Genomic DNA, 18,832 nt, shown 5'->3' on the forward strand with positions numbered 1-18,832 from the left:
GCCGACACGTATCCAAAAAACCAACACACAATAAAAATGCCACAGAATATCAAAAACCTGCACAGCCTGACCGCCGAAATCGTCGGCATGTGCAAATTCTACTTCTGCGAAGGCGTCTATGCGCGCCCCGCAGCCTTTGCCAAAGGCTATACCGACATGGGCAACTTCCTGTCGATGGACACCAAAAACGAAGTGACCAAAATCCCCGTCCTCAGCGCGGACGAGGGCATTGTCCGCGAGACCCGCAACATTTCCGGCCAGATCAAGGCCGGCTATGACCTCAAAACCTGCGAGATCGCCGACAGCCGCAAACTCAAGTTTGCCCTCTTCGGCACACACCTCGATCCCGTCTCCCAACTGGCCATCGCCGACCAGGAGATCGATGCGCTCCCCTTCTCCGCGCAAGCTCCGGCCCGGCTCAATGTCATGTATCCCCTCCTCCGCCAGGGGAAGCTGTTGCGCGAAATCACAGCCGTCACCCTCCCCGGCATGACCGAAGGCGCCGACTTCATTGTCGACATGAAGCGCGGCATGATCCGCTTTATCAAGCCTGACACCCTCCCCGCGGTGGCCATCATCCCGACCGTCAGTTGCCCCGTCATCAACGACGCCAGCCCGCTCCAGATGAAGCGCCTGACACCGCTGAAAAAAGCAACCTGGCACGGCTTTGGTCGCATCTACGTCATCGACCAGGATGAAGTCCAGTCCACGGCGATCGGGCACGAAGACTTCGAGTGCGACATCTCCCTCAGCTCTCCGTTCAACATCACGGGCGATGCGGTGGCGGAGATGAAGCTCCTCGTCTCCATCGGCGAAGACGTCGGCGAAATCATCTACCGGGACTGACCGCGCCCAGCGCGGAAATTCCAAACACCGGAAAATCACAAATCCCAATCACAAACACCAAAACACCGCCCGCTTATCCACAGTTCCACAACGCCATCCCCTTTGGGATTTGCTCGTTTGGAATTTGGGATTTCGCGGGTGACAACCCTCATGAACCTCTCACCCGAAACCTTGCAGCCCGTGCCGCCCGGCTACGTCCCGTCGCTCGGCGCGTCATCCGGCACGATCGTCGTTGTCGGCGTGTCGGCGGCCGAGTTGCGCCTCTACCAGCCCGGCGCGGCCGAGCCACTCGTCACGCTCGATGCGTGGACGCCCAACCCGGCCACCGGCGCCTACACCGCGACGCTGACCCTTGCGCAGGTCGACGCGATCGCCGCGGCCGGCCCCACGCTCCATTGCCAGATCAACGGGGGACCGACCTTCCACGTCAAAAACTCCGGGAGCGGCACCGGCCCCTCTAACCCAGGCTCCGGCGGCAGCAACCCCGGCCCCGGAGCCGCCTACACACGCGAAGAAATCGACCAAAAGCTCACCGACATCGTCGCGCCCGCCGGCGGCGAATACCGGCTCGTCGGCCCCCACGGCGAGCGCGTTCTCTACGTCAAGCGTCCCGGCGAAAACACCTTCGTGCCCGCCATCGGAGGAGGGCAAGGCGACATTGCCGCCATCGCCGCCGGCGCGCCCGTCGAGATCCATGCACAGGAGGAAATCTAAGTCATGAGAAAACCACTACAGTCCAAGGGATCTCCAAGCTCCAAGCTCTTAGCTCTCAGCTTTCTGCTCTTAGCTCTTAGCTTTTCCGCTCTCAGCTTTTCCGCGTCCGCTCAGGCTGTCACCGCCAGCACCACGGCCGTCATGGTCAACGACGCCGGCGTCGTCGTCTGGCCGCCCAACTTATGGACGGCCAATGCAGCCAACTTTGCCTCGCCGACGCAGGGCGCGAAGGCGGATACAGCCGTGCAGGCCTGGTATAACCTGTTGGGGGTGGATACGGGGGTTACCGGGCGCCCGCAGGCCATCCGGTTCACATCGGGGGCGTCCAGCTACCACATCACCCTCTATGCCCCATCGTCCATCCCCACTGGCGGCTACAGTGTCAGCCTGCCTACCAAAGGAGGCACGCTCGCCCTCACAAGCGACATCCCGGCCGCCGCGCCTGTCGGCTGGCTCGTCTGCACGATCCAGATCAAGACGGCGCCGGGCGACACCTGGACTGATTTCGAGTTCAAAATCATGACGCAATCCGGGGGCGTGATCACCCTGCACCTCTACTACCACTCCCCCGATCCGGGGCGTTCCGTTGTCAGCGGGCAGATCGGCACCGTGGCCGGCGTCTGGTTCACCTCCTCATCCACGACGGGAGACTCTCGGCTGTTGCGCAAACAGTCCTCAACGCAGTCCATCTGGCAGCAGATCGGCGGAGGGAGCAACACCACCACCAGCGTCATGATCGCCGTGCCCGTGACCGCCATCATTCGCCCCGACAACGCCGGCCTCTTCGCGGAATACCTCCGATTCTCCCCCACCGATCACGAAAAGGATTCCTCCGGTCGCAGTGTCTGGCGTCTGGCCGATCTCCAATGGCGCACCGTCCTCCCCAACCCCTGAACCCATTCCCGCCTCTTCGGGCGGGTGTTTGTAATAAAAACACCAATACAAAGAAAACCACACATGAAAAAACTCATGCTCCTCATCAGCGGACTCGCCCTCGGCGCGTCCCTTGCCACCGCCGCCACTCCGGCGCAGGTGGAACAAGCCAAGGCATTGGCCTCCTCCCGCAATGCCATCACCAAGATGCCCATCAGCACGCCCGCCGAAAAGGCCGCCCGCAAGGCGGCCGTCGCACAATGGGATGCCGCCAACGCCGAATCGGTCGCGGCTCTCATCCCCCTCGTGGATGAACTGCCCGCTGCCAGCGGATCGTTCCTCATCAAATACACGCTGACCGCCCGCAACACGGTGGACGGCGTCATCGTCTCGCCCTTCAAGCGTGACCCCGCTGACCTCGCGTTGGCGGCCAAACTCAACGCCCCCGGTCTGGACAGGGTGTTCTACTATAAACACTACGCGACCGCCGAGGAAATCGCCGCCCTGCCCGGCGGCAACTCCGCCGGTATGGCCGACGCCGTAAGTCAACGCACGCTGCACCTCGATGCCCCCGACTTGCTCGACGGCTACTTCACCCGTTGTTTGGCCGAGGGTCTCTACCAGCGGCACTACAACAACTGGTTTGATAACAAGGTGGCAAATCTGGTGATCACCAAAAAGGATGCCGAGGCCGCACGCCTGTGCAAGGAGGAGGCTTTTGTGCTCAACCAGAAGCACCCCGTCAAAACCCCCGCCCTCACCGAGCGGCTCAAAACGCTCAGAGGCGGTCAGCAACTCGCCGAGTAACCATCACCTCACGCGGAGGCGCGAAGACGCGGAGAGTATCAGATCACGAGAACTCCGCGCCCCCCGCGCCTCCGCGTGAGACCCATCATCCTTCATTATTCAAATCCCATGTCAGAAACCACGAAAACACTCGCCATTATCGCCACCGTCGCCGCCGCCGGCATCGGAAGCGTTTACATCGCGGACCAACTATCGGAGCCCGCCGCCGTCTCAATCGTCGCGGAAAGTGGCGCGGGCGTCCCGCCCGCCTCTGCCGACCCAGGCCCCTTTGATGAATTGGACAAAATGCTCAATCCGTTCAGGGAAATCGACGCCGTCACCAAACCCACGCCTCCGGCCCTCCCCCCCCCCCCCCTCCCTGTCGAGGACATGCGCGCCGCACTCTACCGCAACGCGGCAGTGGACGCCCGGCTCGCGGAGTCCATCATCGCCGCCTTCCTCGATCGCGCCCGCCTGCAGCAGGCCGAGGACATTGCGATCTCGCAACCCGTCCCCCTGCTCCCCCCGGCGCTGCCCAACATCACGATCATCGAGGAGGCGACACGCCTGGCAAATATCCTCCGCGCCGCCGGCCTGCGCTACGTCCCCCGCTACGCTCGCGGCTCCCCCGCATGGGTTCGATTCCAACAACTCACCTCCGACCCCTTCACCACCGACGCCGACCTAACCGACTTTTACCGCTCCCTCGCCGCCTGACCACTGGCTCCCAGCTCCAAGCTCATAGCTCCCAGCTCCTTTCCCATCATGTCCATACCACGAACCATCAAACAAAAATCCATCGACGTCCCGCTCACAGACGCCCCCCGCATCGGCCTCGAAGAAGGCACGATCATCACCGTCCGGCGGATGGCGTGGAATCCCTTCCGCGATTTCCTCCACGAATTTGGCGCCCATTTCGGCTCCGCCCTCCTCATGTTCGCCAGCGGGAACGGAGAAAAGATCATCGCCGCCGTCCCGGAGATGATCCTCAACACCGGCGTCCTGCTCAACAGCCTCCTCATCGGCAGCACCGATCTGACCCCTGAGAAGGTCGGCAAGCTCGATCCCGTGGACGCCCTCGACCTCGTCAAGGCCGCGTGCGAAATCCACGGAGGAGACGAGCTAAAAAACTCCTGGGCCGGCGCGAAAGCCAGCGTCGTAAACCTCGCGGTCGCGGCCGGCCTGATTCAGCGGACGACGAACAATGGGGTTTCGTTTATGCCCTTCTTATCGAAGCCGGCTACAGCGCCGACTACCTCGACCGCTGCACCCTCTGGGACATCGACCTGATCATCCGCCAGGTAACCGCCCTCCGCGAGCAGCGTGCGGCCGCCATGCGGCGCTCCCGCTGATCAGCGGCGGTTATCCAGGTCGTGTTTCAGCCACAGGATATACTTCACGGCCGCCCAGACGATGGCGGCCGCGCACACCGCAAGAAATCCGAGATACATAAGACCGGTTGCCATAACGCAGCCATTAAAAAGTCCCGAGCCCTGCATGGCAACCTCCAATCAGATCGACATCCTGCTCAAGGTCTCCGCGGACACCGCCGCCATCCGCAAGACCCAGTCCGAGATGCAGGGCTTCCAGACCCGCATGTCGGCCTTCTCTTCCAAGCTGAAAGAAGGGCTGGGGCTCGCGGCAGGCACGCTCGCCCTCGGAGGCGCAGCCGCCGGTCTCAAGGCGCTGGGCACCGCCGCCGCGTCCTTCGTTGCCGACGGCGTCCGCTTCAACGCCATGCTCGAAGAGCAGCGGCTGGCCTTCACACACCTGACCGGCAGCGCGGAAGAGGCCACAAAGCGCGTCGCCGAACTCCAGCGCCTCGCGGCCGAAACCCCCTTCGACCTCGCCGCCTGGCGACAGGCATCCGTCACCCTGCAAAACCTCGGCGGCAACGCCCTGGCCGGGCGTGACGGCCTGCGCCTCGTCGGCAACGTCGCCGCCGCCACCGGCCGCCCCCTCGAACAACTCGCCCAGACCATCGGGCGGCTCCACGCCGGGCTCACGACAGGCGGCTCTGTCTCCGACGTAACCACGCAGCTCCAGCACATGGGCGCCATCTCGATCGAGGCCAAGCAGCGCCTCGATTCGCTTGCCGCCGCCAAGATCGCCGGCCCCGCCGCCTGGGCCGAAGCCACCACCGCCCTCGGACGCTTCTCCGGCGCGATGGACCAATCCCAGCACGGCTGGGATGGCCTCATGCGCCAGATTTCCGCATCGTGGGAGGCCACGAAAGGCAAACTCACCGAGCCCGTGTTCGAGCCCATGACGCAGGGAGTGCGCAACCTCGCCACGGCCATCGGCCTGCTGCCCACCCAGGCGCAGGCCGCCGTCAACGCCATCCGCGAAGCCGGCGAATCCCTCGGCAAGGGAGTCGAGACCGTCACCACCGCCACCCTCCCCAACCTCCGGGGCGACCTGCGCTCCCAGCGCGCCGCCGCCCGCCTCCAGCTCGCCAACCTCAACCAGCGCCGCACCAACGCCGGGATAACCTTCCTCGGTATCGGAGGCGAGGATACACAACTGAAGGAACAAAAAGCCACCCTCCAAAAAACCATCGACGAACTCTCCCTCAAGCTGGTCGAGTTCGACGGTCTCACCAAAGCCTCCTTTAGCAAAACCCGCGATGAGGTCCTCGCCCGTATTCAGGAAATCGAGACCGCCACCGAAAAAGTCCTGCGTTTTGAGGATACTCCACGCGGCCGTCGCTCCTACACAATGACCGTGCCCAAGGCCCCCGACGCCAAGGAGGCGGCGGAGTTGGATCGCCTCAAAAAAGCGCTGGAGATCGATGATGCCCGAGCCAAGGCCGCCGCCGCCGATAACCCCACGCCCATCGAAGCGCGCGCCGCGAAAAACGCCGCTGAGGCCGAGGCCGAAGCCACCCGCGCCGCCAACGCCCGCGCTGTCGCCGCCGCGCTCAAGACAGCCCGCGACAACGCCGCCGAACTCACCGTCAAACTCACCGACAACGACCTCGCTGCCGCTGCCCTCGCCAAAGACTTCGACCGGCAGGCCGCCCTCCTCAAAACCCGCGCCGCCGCCGCCGAGACAGCCTACCAGAAGGACATCGCCACCGCCGCACTGGCCACCACCGAAGCCGAGAAAAAGGAACTCCGCGCCGCCGCAGAAAAAACCCGCCAGGCCGCCCTTGTCCCCATCCAGGCCGCGCTGGCTGAAGTCGAAAAAAAGCGTGCCGACAGCCAGCGCGAAACCCTCGCCGCCGGGCAGCAGCTCCAGCAAAACATCCTCGACCAGATCACCCGCGAACGCGAGTTACTCGCCCTCCGCGAAGACATTTCACCGGCGCAAAAAGCCGTGGAATATGCCCGCCTGCTCACCCGCCAGCAGGCCGTCCTCGCCGAGGTTATCCGGCTGAAAAAAGAAGAGTTGGCCCTCGCAGCCAACCCGCTGGATCGCGCCCGCATTCAGGCGGAAATCGATGCCGCGCAGCACGCGATCGACAACCCCTCTGCGGCCACCCGGCCCGCCGGGTCGAAGATCGTGGAGCAGCGCAAGGACGTGGCCGATATGCAGTCAGGCTCCAGCCTTGCCCACTACAACGGCGTCGGCGAAGGCATCGAAGGCGGGATGCTCTCCCAACTCCAGCAGATCGGCACCCTGGGCGACCAGACAGCGCGGACCTTCAGCACCGCCGCCGACTCCATGCGCAGCAGCCTGGGCGGCGCGATCAGCGACATGATCCTGAAAGGTGAATCTCTGAAGGATGCGATGGCCGGCTTCGGCCTCGCCATTGCCCAGTCCTTCATCAACGCGGGCGCGCAGATGCTGGCCGACTGGATCATGCAAAACACGGTCATGGTCGCGTGGAAGGCACTCACCGAAACCAAAATGACCACCGCTGCCGCCACCGGAGCGGCCGCGCGCACCGGGATCGTCGCCGGCGAGGAGGTCGCCGCCACGGGCGCCAAGGCCGCCGGCACCACGGCCCGCACCGGTTTCTCGCTCATGGAGGCCGGGAAAAACATCGTCACTGCCGCCACAGGCGCAATGGCCGCGATGGCCTCCATCCCCTGGGTTGGCCCCGTCCTCGCCGTCGCCGCCGTCGGTGGCATCCTCGCCCTCGGCGCAAAAATCCTCGGCGCCTTCGCCTCTGGCGGGCTGATCAGCGGCGCGGGCACCGGCACCAGTGACGACAACCTCATCCGTGTATCCGATGGTGAATACGTCATACGCGCCGCTGCCGTTGACCGCTACGGTGTCGGCATGATGGATGCGATCAACGCCGGCGCGCTCGACCTCGCCGCCGGCGTCGAGTCCATCCCAGCCCCGTTGATCCGAAGTGGCGCGGGCGTCTCGCCCGCCTCCGGTGCATCCGCCGCGTCCACCTCGCAAGACTCCCGCGAAATCCACATCACCATCGCCGCCGGCATCGTGAACGACAAAGCCGACGCCATGCCCTGGCTCCAGAGCCGCGAGGCAATGGTCCGCATGATCCTCGACACCGTTTCCACAGGCAAAGCAACCATCGGTATCCCGTCATGATCCACCAGACACAACACCTCGGACACAACCTCACCCTCATCCTCGACAAGCCCGATTGGAGCCAGAAGATCGAGATCAAGCATCGCATCGCCGACGACATCGAGGAGGGCCGCACCGGGCGGGAGAACCGCCGCCCCCGCCATGCCGAAATCCGCCATGAAATTACGCTCACCTATGCGCTCGACCCCATCGATGCGCAGGCATGGCAGACCCGGTTCGCGTCACCACTAGATGGATACATTGGCATTCCCATGCCGATGGACCGTCTTCCGGCCATCGACTACGGCGAGCGCATCTACAACGCGAGTTACACCCTCGCCCTCCCCGGCGGTCCCGCGCCCACAATCCACGTCACCGCCGGGCTCAACACCGCCGCCTTCCCCGCCGGCATCCTCCTCGCGCCCCTCTTCGTCGGTCGCCTCAAGTCGAGGCCCGTCTTCAAGACGCTGACCGACATGCACGCCCGCGTCACGCTCACTCTCCTGGAGGAAAGCCCCTGGGCCTTTCGCATCGCACCCGCCACCCCGTCCGGCTCCCCCCCCCCCCCCCTCGACTGGCCCGAACCCGTCACCGCCAACTGGTCCACCAAGCCCGAGGACTCCACCTCCGACATCCTCGACTTCACCGCCATCGGCAACGCCCGCGTCAAGTCGGTCGACGGACAGGAGGGTGTTGTCCGGCGCGCGCAGAAATTCACCGCCACGCTCGACGGGCGGGAGCAAATCCGCGCCCTGCTCGCCTTCTTCCTCGCCCGCAAAGGCCGCGTCGAAGCGTTCACTGCCCCCTGGCTCTTTCGTCCTTCCGACGTGGATACAGAGGCCGTTCCACACGCCACCCGCGCCCGCTTCGCCGACGACACGCTCACGCTGACATGGCTCACCGACGAAGCCGCCAACGCGAAAATCTCCCTCCTGCAGGTGCCGTGGGAGATCAACACGCCCGCCGGTGAGGCACCGGTGCAGCCCGCCGAGGCGTATCTCTACCGCTTCGAGGCCGACGTCCCCGGCGTCCCTGTGGTGTGGCGCTACACCGATTGGGAGCACGACCTCGCCCGCACCGAGAACGGCGTGATTGTGAGCTACAAAGGCGACACCACCGGCCTGATCGAGCACGACGGCATCACCCAGACCAGCGACCTCGGAGACAAGGCGACCCGCATCATCATGTCGGCCAATGTCCCCGGCAACCCGCTCGCCCTCGTCTCGGCCAACGGCATCGACGTGCCGGTCACAATCGAAATCTACCGCTGCAACCCGGCCAATGCCGAAGGTGCCGCGCTCGTGTATTCAGGCAGCCTCACAGAAGTCTCGGAGGACGGCGGCAAACTCACCGCCGAAACTCTCGTGCTCGGCGGCCTGCTCAGGGTAAAAGTCCCCGGTTTTGTCTTCTCTCCGTCCTGCAACCACCGTTTTTGCCGGGCCGGCTGCACGCTCGACATCGCCACATGGACACTCTCCGGCCTGATCGTCGGCCAGGTGGGTAGCGAACTCACCGCCCAGATCACGGGCAATCCGAACGGACGCCCGCTCTCCGGCGACTTTTACGCGCGCGGCGTGCTCATCGCCGGCGCGGGCGAAGGCTGGGAAATCCGCCAGATCGTGCGCAACACCCACCTGCCGGACGGCAAGATGAAATTTGTATTGAAGGCTCCACTACGCAACGCCCCCGCCGGCCTCGCCGTCACCTTCCGTCCCGACTGCGACGGCAGTATCTCCGCCTGCCAGGCCCGGCAAAATTTCGTGAACTTCGGCGGCCATCCTCACATGGGGCCGGCCAACCTCTCCATCCCCCAACGCCAGACAAATACCTCCGGAGGCAAAAAATAATGAATCCAATCCGCCCCTGGTTCCTGCCCGACGCCCGCCGTGACGCCGTCGACCGCATCGCCCGCTCCTGGGAAGGCACACCCTTCTTTCCACACGCCGCCTCACGCGGGAAGACTGGCGGCGTGGACTGCGTCAACTACGTGCACGAAGTCCTCGTCGAGACCGGCGTCATCCCCCGGCAAACCCTGCCCGACTACACGCTCGACCACGCCCGCCACAACCCGCACAGCCAGCTCCTCCGCTGGCTCCTCGCCGCCACCGCCGGACCTGAGCCTGGGTTCGGCGAAAAGACGCTGATCCTCGTGCCCCCTCGCGGCCACATCCTGCCCGGCGATCTCTTCGCCATTCGCACCGGGTTGCTCGACCACCACCTCGCCGTGGCGATCCACCACGCACAGGTGGCCCACGCCATCGAGGGCGCAGGCGTCACCTTCACCGACCAGGACGACTGGCGTCTCCAAGAGCGCATCCTCTACGTCGCCCGTATCATGGAGGTGCGTGGTCAGGATGTGGAGCAGACTGCCCCCGTGGGGGCATCGACTTCGATGTTGGATGTTGGACGTTCGATGTTGGATGTTCGCGAAGAGGAGGCCGCCACATGAGCATGGCCGGAGGACAGACCGCCGCCGCCAGCGCGGCCCCGAAAGTCGCCGGCATGTCCGCCAGCGACACCTCCAGCAACGAGCAGGGCGTCCCCGTCCCCTGGTGGATCGGACCCGACTGGCGGCCGCTCACCTGGATCATTTCCGAGGTCGCCAACCACGGCTCGAAGGAAAACAAAAAGTCCAGCAGCGGCTTCTTGGGCATGGGCGGAGGCAGTGCCGTGGTCGGCACCTGGTTTTGGGGTGACGTCGCCGGCATCGCCGGCGTCGGGCTCCTCGATCGAATCGAGGGCATTGAGATCAACAACGAGATCGCCTGGGAGGGTCAAATCCTGCGTCCCGACAACCCCGGACACCCCGCCTACTGGCGCGCTGAAATCATCCTCTTCACACCCGTCCCGGCAAAGATCAGGGGCAAGGCCGTAAACAAAGTTTACGTCTATTGGGGACGGCCCGATCAACCCGTTGACGACATTTTGCTGGGCACTCTCCCCGTTCCCCATCCCGCCTATCGCAACCAGGTCGTCGTCATCGGCAAGGGCCTCTATTTCGGCGAAAACGTCAACTCGGTCCCCAACATCCGCGTGCGCGGGCGGCGCACCCCGCGACCACCGATCGGCAACTTCCCCCGCCAGCTCCACAAGCAGGGCGAGTCGATCGTCGCCGGCATCCTTGAGCTGTTCACCCATCCGATCTGGGGCGCTGGCATTCCGACAAAACACTTCACGGCCGCCGAGTGGGAGGCGCTCTCGGCCGACATCCTCGCGCGCATCGGATGCCACGCCCCCACGCTTGATCGCGCCACCCCCCTCCTCGACGTCGCCCGCAACCTCCTCTCCTACATCGACGGCTGGGCGCGTATCCGAAATGGCATTATCACGCCCGGAGCCTACCCCCACACTGGCGCGATCCCCGTCCCCCTCGCCGCGCTCACCGACCACGACTTCACCAGACCCCTCCGCACCACGACCACCGCCCCCGCGTCCACCGTCAACGAAGTCATCGTCACATGGCGCGACGGCGAAGACTCCCTCGCCAAAAAGCCCGCCCGCGCCTCCGCCGCCGACAGCATCGAGGCGCGGCGCTCCTCCGAGCCCGTCACGGTCGACATGCCCGGCATCATCGACGCCACGCAGGCAGCAGCCTTCGCCGCCCGCGCCGCCGCCGTCGCCGCCGCCGGCACACTCAAAGGCTCCTTCACCGCCCGCCGCCCCCGCGCCACCTTTGCGGACGGCTCACCACTCGCCGCCGGCGACAACGCCCGCCTCACCAGCACCGCGCGCGGCATCGACCGCATCATCCGCGTCACCAGCCGCACCGATCCCTGGCGCGGCCCCGTGCAGATCGAGTTTGAGGCCGAGCGCGGCATGTTCGCCGCCCTCCCTCCCGTCGTCCCCGACATCCGGCCCGACTTCGGCAAGCAGATCCCCGACGAGATCACACGCCTGCGCATCTGGGAACTCCCCGCCGCCCTCTCCGGCCAGTTCGCCCCGCCCGAAGGCTCCACCATGCTCGCCTTCCTCGCCAGAAAGCCCCTCTCGCGCGCCAAGGACAACCCGGACGTGACCGGCCAGAGTGTCATTGGATTCCAATTACAGGAGTCCCCGTCCGGCGCGACCTACGACATCCAAGGCACGCAAACCACCTGGGCCGCCGCCGCGAAACTCACCACCGCCATCACCGCCGCCGCCGTCACCGTCACCATCGACCTCGATGCGCAAAACCTCGACCTCGACTCCTACATCGGGCAGAGTGCCGCGCAGCAGGCCAACAACACCCTGCTCCTGATCGTCGGCACCGAGGTCATGAGCGTCGGCACGGTCACGCTTAACCCGCAAAACGGCCTGCGCCGCACTCTCGCCGTCCTGCGCGGCCGCCTCAAGACCACCGCCGCTGCAGCGGCCGTCAATGCCGACGCCTGGCTCGTCTTCGCCGAGGACATCACCGCATGGTCGCACGCTGATTGGCTCCCCAACTCTGAACGCTGGTTCAAACTGTTGCCCTACACCCCCGCCGCCACGCTCAACGCCGAGGACGCCGATCCGATCCACTATCACTTTCTTCCCCCGCCCCCGTCGCCGCCCGCCGCCACGCCTCCCGAAATCGAGTTCCACACCTACTCAAACACCGTGGAAACCGGCCGGCCGTTCAACATCTCCGCCACCATCACCGCGCCATCCGAGGACATCAAAACCGTCATCACCGCCCTCATCCTCCTCAACGCGGACGGCACGGACGGCCCCGAACAACTCCTCCTCGTTGCCACGCCCCGCGCCGATCAACGCGCCACCTTCCCCGTCAACCTCCTGCCCACCTGCCCCACACTCGGCGACTACGTCGTCGAAATCCGCGTCACCAACGACGACGACCAAGTCTTCGCCGAACGCACCTCCACCATCACCGCCGGCGAGCCGCAGCCCGTCTATTCATGGGGAAATTTCACCCCGTCCATCACCACCACCGAAAACGTCAGCTACTCGACACGCATGGGCCGCTGGGACTCCCGCTCAGGCTGGTGCCGCATCCATCTCCAACTCGTGGCGATTGGCGCCACAGGCACCGACAACAACCTCCTCACGATCAACCTCACGCAGGCAGGCATCCCCCAATCCGCGTGGCCGACGCAGCGGTCCGACATCACCATCGACGGCAACATGTCCTACAACACCGTCGCCCTCCTCAGCCCCATCACCAAAGCCGGCATCTGGGGGACTTGCCGCGCCGAATACCTCACCGGCATCAGTGACGACACCGTTGCCCCCCTGCTGGTCCACGCCTCGAACGGCCTCCACGCCATCCTCTTTGCTGACCAAGGCAACAGCATCACCGGCATCCGCAATTCCGCCTTCGGAAACACCGAGGACACCCCCTCGCTCCTCGACATGACGTGGTTCATTCCCGACCCCAACACCCAACCCGCCGCCCCCATCCCCTACTTTGTCCCCTCGCCGCCGGACCTCCAGCAAGACAACATCACTTACACCCAGTCCAACATCTATCCCCCCATACGCACCCGCCTCCTCACCATCAGAGTCCCGCAAGGCTCGACTCTTGCCGGCTGCCGGCTCGTCGTGAAATCCATCGGTGTTGACGGCATGGTGACGACCACGCGGATTGACCGTACCTTCACCGCCGCAGACGGCGACCAGGTTGCTGTGACCGTTGGCTGGAACCACAGCATGACCGGCGCACTGAACACCAAGGCCAAGATCGAGGCCACGCTCTACTCAGCGTCTGGCATCAAACACGTTTATACCGGCAATGTTTACAGCATCAGAATGTCTTAAGAGGCATTTAACGAGCCCCCTGCGCCCCCCACGCGCGGTGCCCGCGGACAGTCCGCAAACCTCGCCACCCGACCCTTTTCATTTCACCTCTCCCGACCCTTTTCAGGACTTTCCCCGGCTCTTACTGGACTCCCGCGGCATCCTCCAACTCTACCGCCTGCGCTGGCAGATCGAACTGGCTTTCAAACGCCTCAAATCACTCCTGAACACTGGCCACGTCCCAAAAAAAGACCCCCTCAGCTCCCGCTCATGGCTCCAAGCCAAATTACTCACCTGCTTGCTCATCGAAAAATCCCTCCTCCAATCAGAGGTTTTTTCCCCCTGGGGATTCATCCTCCCTGACTAACTCCAGATGGACTGAGTTTGTCTTCGCTCGCGATTGTCTCCTCTCTTGTCTGGCCATCCCTCTCTCCCTAAGCCTCTTCCTTCTCTGCGGCCATCGCCTACGCGGTTCCCTCGGCTACCCTCCTCGCAAGCGCATCCCCCACCGTATCCTCATCAAATCTTAACATGTTAGCGCTTATAGGTCGGGAGACCCGCCCTCCTTGGAACCGGTTCCGGGGATGTCGGTCGCTCCGTTCCCTCGATCTCCGGCCAATTGAAAACTCCAAGATTCACTGATAAACGTCACATTCAGCCGGACAGACCTCCGTGTCCTCTGTGTCCGAGCTCCGTGCCCTCTGTGATCTGTTGCGGGTTTTAGGATTTGGTTTCAGGGCTTGGCGATACCAGTGACATTTCGAGCCGCCCGGACAAAACGCCTGCCAGCTTCGACGAGGGCGTCGCCGGAGAGGACGCCGTAGCTGAGGCGGATGTGGTTGTGCGGGGCGGCGTCGCCGTAACACAGGTCGCCGGGTACGTAGAGGACGGCTTCGCGCAGACAGGCGCGGCAAAATTCGGAATCCATGCCGGTATCCAACGCGTCAGGCGCGGTGAGCCAGAGATAGAGGCCACCAGCGGGCGCGGTCCAACGCCAGCCGTGGTCGGCGAGCCCGCCCGCGACAAGGGTGTCGTGAAGAAGGTGCATTTTGGCCGCGTAAGAAGGGCGAAGGACGGCGAGGTGGTTTTCAAAGGCACCACTGGCAAGGGCGTGTTCGCAGATGGCTTGGTTGAAGTTGGCTGTGCCGAAATCTTGATGGCCTTTCGTGTGCAGCATGGCGTGGAGCCAGCGTTCGTCGGTGCATAGGCCCCAACCGGTTTTGAGGCCGGTGGAAAAAGTCTTCGTGAGAGTTTCGAGATAGAGACGCGGAAAGGGCGTCCAGTCCGGGAGCGCGAGGATGCCGGAAACGAGCGGAGGCTGGTCGAACCAGAGGTCGCGGTAGGCGGCGTCCTCAATCACGGGCACCACGCAATCTTCCGCAACGAGGGCGGCGGCGAGGGTTTGTTTTTCGACAAGCGTAAGGCTGCGTCCGGAAGGGTTGGAAAAATACGAAACGAAATAGACGGCTTTGAGGCGGGCGCGTTCACCGTTCGCATGAAGGCCGCGCAGTGTGGCGCGAAGGACGTCGCCATCGACGAGGCCGGTGGTGTCGTCAACGGGAATGGAGAGGGCGCGCACGCCCATGCCGGCCAATAGTTCGAGGAAAACGAAATAGCTGGGGCGATCCACAAGCACGATGTCGCCCGGTTCACAAAGGGCCTGCATCGCAAGGTAAAGAGCCTGCTGCGAGCCGTTGGTGATGAAGATGCTCGCGGCTGCGGCATCGACGGCGGAAGTGGCGGGAACCGAATCTCTGGCAAGGAGGCGGGCGGCGAGGTGACGGCGGAGGGTGGGGCGGCCTTGGTTGGTGCCGTATTGAAGGAACTCGGGATCGGCGGCGTTTTCGCGGGCGAGGGTTTTTATGGCGTCGCACACTTCAGCGAGCGGCAGGGTGCGGTTGTCGGTGAAACCGGCGGCGAGCGAAAGGAGTCCGGGCGTCTGGAGCGCCATCGTCATGAGGCGGGTGATCTGCGGCGACTGCGCACGCTGGCCGGCGGCGGAAAGGACGGGGGACGTGGGTGGCATGAAGTGTGTGTCGGAAGAGGAGGAAATTGCAGGGGGATTTTTTAAATACCGCGCACGGCAATGTCAGCGCCAAGCGAAGAAGAAGCGTTCGCGTCCGGCGAGATCGGGGGCGGATTCGTGACGGGCGTAACCGCATGCGGTTGCCAGAGCGCGGAGCGCGGGGTGCTGGGTGGGGCCGGTTTCGAGGGCGAGGAGGCCGCCGGGGACGAGGCGGGCGCGGGCCTGGTCGATGAGGGTGCGAAGGTCGGCGAGGCCGTCGTCCGGCGCGACGAGCGCGGAGCGCGGATCGTGCAGGCGGACTTCGGGCTCGGCAGCAGCGGCCTCGGCGTCGGTCAGGTAAGGGGGATTGGATACAATCAGGTCGAAGAGCGGCGCGGCGCTTTGCGCCGAACGTCCAACATCCAACGTCGAACGTCCAACATCCAATGCGGTGGATGAAATGTCGGTGTCGGTGGCGGCGGGGGGGGGGGGGGGGGGGAGGGCGGAAAACCAGTTTGACTTTACGAAAGTCACGCGGGCATCGAGCGCGAGGGCGGCGGCGTTTTCGCGGGCGAGGGCCAAGGCGTCGTCGCTGGCGTCGAGCGCGGTCACGGCGGCCTTCGGGAAATGCGTGGCGAGGGCCAGGGCGATGGCGCCGGTTCCTGTACCCAAGTCGAGGATACGCGATGGCGCGGCGACGGAAGGGGGGGGGGCGCTTTGCGCCGAACGTCCAACATCCGATGCGGTGGATGAAATGCTGGCGCGGGAGGGGTGGAGTTTCGCGATGATGAGTTCGACGAGGTATTCGGTTTCGGGGCGGGGGATGAGTGCGCGACGGTCGGTCTTGAGGGTGAGACCGCACCATTCGACGGTGCCGAGGATGTGTTGCAGGGGTTCGCGGGCTCCGCGACGGCGGACGAGGGGACGGATGAGGTCGAGTTCGCTCTCCTTGAGCGGGCGCTCGAACTGCATGTAGAGTTGCATGCGTTTCAGTCCGAGCGCGTGTCCCACCAGCCACTCGGCGTCGAGCCGGGGCGTTGGGACGCCTTTGCTGGCAAAAAACGCCGTGGTCTTCGTGATGATGTCGAGAATGGTAAGCATGGAGGGAAAAAGCGGAAACGCCGAGATCAGCGGACGGACGGGGAGGAGGGAGGCGGCGGGGGCGGTTCGGGTTCGTAAATAAAACCCACGCCATGCACGGTGCGGATCGCGTCGAATGCCGGGTCGGCAATCGAATCGCTCGCGCCTCCCGCGCCTCCCGCACCGTTCGCGCTGGCAGGCGTCTTAAAAAGGTCACGCACTTTAACGATGTATTGATCCAGAGAACGGCTGCGCACGTTGGCATGATCTCCCCATACGGCATGGATGAGCATTTTGCGCGTGATGACCACGCCCGCGTGTCGCTTGAGGCAGGCGATCAGCCCAATCTCCTTGCGTCCCAGTTTTACGATTCGCCCGTCGGCGAACTGGATTTCGAGTCGTTCGGGATTGATCGTCGCCCCGCAAAATTCGAAAGGCTCGTCGCTCACCGCCACGTTTTTCGTGATGGCGCTGTCATCGTCCGCCGGGCGTGTTTCCGTCCGGCGCAGCACGGCGCGCACCCGGGCCACGAGTTCAACGTAACTAAAGGGTTTCGTGACGTAGTCGTCGCCGCCGAGTTCAAGGCCTTTGACTTTGCTTGTTTCGAGTGTGTTGCCCGTGACGAAAATAACCGGCGTAGCGATGCCTTGCGAGCGCAGTTCTCCGATCAGTTCAAAACCCGTTTTGTCGGGCAGATTGATGTCGAGCAGGATCAGGCTGGCGTCGTTGTCCGCCAAAAACGCCTGCGCCGCCGCCGCACGCAGGCACACCTGCGTCCGCATTCCCGACTCCTGAAGGAAGCTGGCGATCAACTCCGCCAGGGCGGGCTCATCCTCCACGACAAGGATCAAGGGCTGGGGGGCGTCCGTGTTCATGCAATGGGGCGCGGGCAAGGTGTCTTCGTTGGGTATGGCATTTTTTGTATGGAGAAAACCGATGCGTACGACCGGGCCTTGTCAAACGAGAGTGAGAAGACGGGAGCGCGCGCCGCGCCAAGGATAAGTCCAAGGCACGTGCGCGGAATTGCGAACGTCGGCGTCGCTGCGGAGGCAGACGTGGCGGCAAGGGGGGGGGGGGGGGGAGGCTCAGAAGGTATGCGTGACGAGGCCGGAACGCAGCTTGGGTTCAAACCAGGTGCTTTTCGGCGGCATGATCTGGCCGGCGTCGGCGATGTCCATGAGTTGGTCGATCGTCACCGGATACATCGAAAACGCCACTCCGCCCTCGGTGTCCACGCGCTTCACCAACTCCGCGGTGCCGCGGATGCCGCCGACAAAGTCCACGCGCTTGCTCGTGCGCGGGTCGTCGATGCCGAGCACGGGGGCGAGGAGTCTGTCTTGCAGCACGCTCACATCGAGGCGCGACACGGGGTCGGCGTCGGGCGCGGCCGCGCAACGCAGTCCGTACCATTTGCCGCCGAGGTACATGCTGACTTTGCCGACGGCGTCGGGCGCGGGGTGGGCGTTTTCTTCGAGTCCGAAGGTTTTTTTCACTTCGGCGAGGAACGCCTCGGGTGTGCGTCCGTTGAGGTCGGCGACGATGCGGTTGTAGGGGAGGATCTTGAGTTCGCTGGCGGGAAACAGCACGCAGAGGAACCAGTTGTAATCCTCCGCGCCGGTGTGTTGCGGGTTGCGTTCGCGGCGCAGGCGGGCCACGCGGGCCGCGCTCGCGGCGCGGTGATGTCCGTCGGCAATGTAGGTGACGGGAACGTTGCCAAAGGCGGCGATGAAGTCCGCGCCGCCTTCGATCCGCCAAAAGGTGTGCCGGATGCCGTCGGGGGCGGTGAAGTCGTTTTGCGGGGCGCGCTTGACGGTGGCGTTAACGAGCGCGGTGACGTCGGGTTGGTCGCGGTAGGTGAGGAAAACGGGGCCGGTGTTGGCGCCGAGTGTGTCGATGAGTTTGGTGCGGTCGTCTTCTTTGTCGCGGCGGGTTTTTTCGTGTTTTTTGATGAGTTCGGCGTCGTAGTCCTCGACGTTGCAGAGGGCGACCAGTCCGCGCTGCACGTGCGCGCCCATCTGTTGCTGGTAGATGTAGAGGCTGGGTCCGGTCTCGCGCACGAGGATGCCGTCGCTCTGGAGTTTTTGGAAATTGGCGCGAGCCCGGGCATAAACGGCGTCGCTATAGGGATCGGTCCCGGCGGGCAGGTCGATTTCGGCGCGGTCTACGTGAAGGAGGCTGTGCGGCTTGCCTTGGGCAAGCGCCGCTGCCTCGGTGGCGTTGACGACGTCGTAGGGAACGCACGCCACCTCGGCGGCGTTTTGCGGAACGGGAACGAGACCGGTAAGAGCACGAATACGCATGGGAATGGAAACCGGCCATGCAACAGGA

15 protein-coding genes are annotated in these 18,832 nt (G+C 64.4%); 11 read left to right on the forward strand and 4 right to left on the reverse strand.

Going from position 1 to position 18,832, the window contains the following annotated elements; all coding sequences use genetic code 11:
* Window positions 1-36: 36 nt before the first annotated feature.
* The 11 genes from OBACDRAFT_RS02965 (at window position 37) to OBACDRAFT_RS30490 (ending at window position 13,786) form a co-directional block, all read left to right on the forward strand.
* Window positions 37-846 carry a hypothetical protein gene (locus OBACDRAFT_RS02965; protein ID WP_043582622.1) on the forward strand — a complete coding sequence of 270 codons (810 nt, stop codon included), beginning with the start codon at window positions 37-39 and terminating at the stop codon, window positions 844-846.
* A 150-nt stretch (window positions 847-996) separates the two neighbouring features.
* On the forward strand, window positions 997-1,560 hold the full coding sequence (locus OBACDRAFT_RS02970) for a hypothetical protein (protein ID WP_043582623.1): 564 nt from the start codon (window positions 997-999) through the stop codon (window positions 1,558-1,560).
* A gap of 3 nt (window positions 1,561-1,563) precedes the next feature.
* On the forward strand, window positions 1,564-2,454 hold the full coding sequence (locus OBACDRAFT_RS24890; RefSeq protein WP_157836891.1) for a hypothetical protein: 891 nt from the start codon (window positions 1,564-1,566) through the stop codon (window positions 2,452-2,454).
* Between the two features lie 63 nt (window positions 2,455-2,517).
* Window positions 2,518-3,240, forward strand: coding sequence for a hypothetical protein (locus OBACDRAFT_RS02980; RefSeq protein ID WP_043582624.1), 723 nt, complete (start codon window positions 2,518-2,520; stop codon window positions 3,238-3,240).
* A gap of 108 nt (window positions 3,241-3,348) precedes the next feature.
* Window positions 3,349-3,936, forward strand: a complete 588-nt coding sequence (locus OBACDRAFT_RS02985) for a hypothetical protein (protein WP_043582625.1) — start codon at window positions 3,349-3,351, stop codon at window positions 3,934-3,936.
* Between the two features lie 48 nt (window positions 3,937-3,984).
* Window positions 3,985-4,509, forward strand: a complete 525-nt coding sequence (locus OBACDRAFT_RS02990) for a hypothetical protein (RefSeq protein ID WP_043582626.1) — start codon at window positions 3,985-3,987, stop codon at window positions 4,507-4,509.
* 207 nt (window positions 4,510-4,716) lie between these two features.
* The gene (locus tag OBACDRAFT_RS02995; RefSeq protein WP_043582627.1) at window positions 4,717-7,725 is read left to right on the forward strand and encodes a tape measure protein; all 3,009 of its coding nucleotides are present in this window, start codon (window positions 4,717-4,719) and stop codon (window positions 7,723-7,725) included.
* Window positions 7,722-9,551 carry a phage BR0599 family protein gene (locus OBACDRAFT_RS03000; RefSeq protein ID WP_043582629.1) on the forward strand — a complete coding sequence of 610 codons (1,830 nt, stop codon included), beginning with the start codon at window positions 7,722-7,724 and terminating at the stop codon, window positions 9,549-9,551. The genes OBACDRAFT_RS02995 and OBACDRAFT_RS03000 overlap by 4 nt, the downstream gene beginning before the upstream one ends.
* Window positions 9,551-10,153, forward strand: a complete 603-nt coding sequence (locus OBACDRAFT_RS03005) for a hypothetical protein (RefSeq protein WP_052360956.1) — start codon at window positions 9,551-9,553, stop codon at window positions 10,151-10,153. Before OBACDRAFT_RS03000 ends, OBACDRAFT_RS03005 begins: the two co-directional genes overlap by 1 nt.
* A complete protein-coding gene (locus OBACDRAFT_RS30485) occupies window positions 10,150-13,440 on the forward strand; it encodes a phage tail protein (RefSeq protein WP_043582631.1) in 3,291 nt (1,096 codons plus the stop codon). The genes OBACDRAFT_RS03005 and OBACDRAFT_RS30485 overlap by 4 nt, the downstream gene beginning before the upstream one ends.
* A 37-nt stretch (window positions 13,441-13,477) precedes the next feature.
* Complete coding sequence (locus tag OBACDRAFT_RS30490; protein WP_043582634.1) at window positions 13,478-13,786, forward strand: transposase; 309 nt, start codon at window positions 13,478-13,480, stop codon at window positions 13,784-13,786.
* A 366-nt stretch (window positions 13,787-14,152) separates the two neighbouring features.
* Here OBACDRAFT_RS30490 and OBACDRAFT_RS03020 read toward each other — a convergent pair whose 3' ends face one another.
* The 4 genes from OBACDRAFT_RS03020 to OBACDRAFT_RS03035 form a co-directional block, all read right to left on the reverse strand.
* Window positions 14,153-15,445, reverse strand: coding sequence for an aminotransferase-like domain-containing protein (locus OBACDRAFT_RS03020; protein ID WP_052360957.1), 1,293 nt, complete (start codon window positions 15,443-15,445; stop codon window positions 14,153-14,155).
* Window positions 15,446-15,508: 63 nt separating this feature from the next.
* Window positions 15,509-16,525, reverse strand: a complete 1,017-nt coding sequence (prmC, locus tag OBACDRAFT_RS03025; RefSeq protein ID WP_043582638.1) for a peptide chain release factor N(5)-glutamine methyltransferase — start codon at window positions 16,523-16,525, stop codon at window positions 15,509-15,511.
* Window positions 16,526-16,551: 26 nt separating this feature from the next.
* Window positions 16,552-17,379 carry a response regulator transcription factor gene (locus OBACDRAFT_RS03030; protein ID WP_043582639.1) on the reverse strand — a complete coding sequence of 276 codons (828 nt, stop codon included), beginning with the start codon at window positions 17,377-17,379 and terminating at the stop codon, window positions 16,552-16,554.
* A 210-nt stretch (window positions 17,380-17,589) separates the two neighbouring features.
* Window positions 17,590-18,804: a DUF1015 domain-containing protein gene (locus tag OBACDRAFT_RS03035; protein WP_043582641.1), complete on the reverse strand. Its 1,215-nt coding sequence runs from the start codon at window positions 18,802-18,804 to the stop codon at window positions 17,590-17,592.
* Window positions 18,805-18,832 lie beyond the last annotated feature (28 nt).

Source organism: Geminisphaera colitermitum TAV2 (assembly GCF_000171235.2).
Classification (GTDB): Bacteria; Verrucomicrobiota; Verrucomicrobiia; order Opitutales; family Opitutaceae; genus Geminisphaera; species Geminisphaera colitermitum.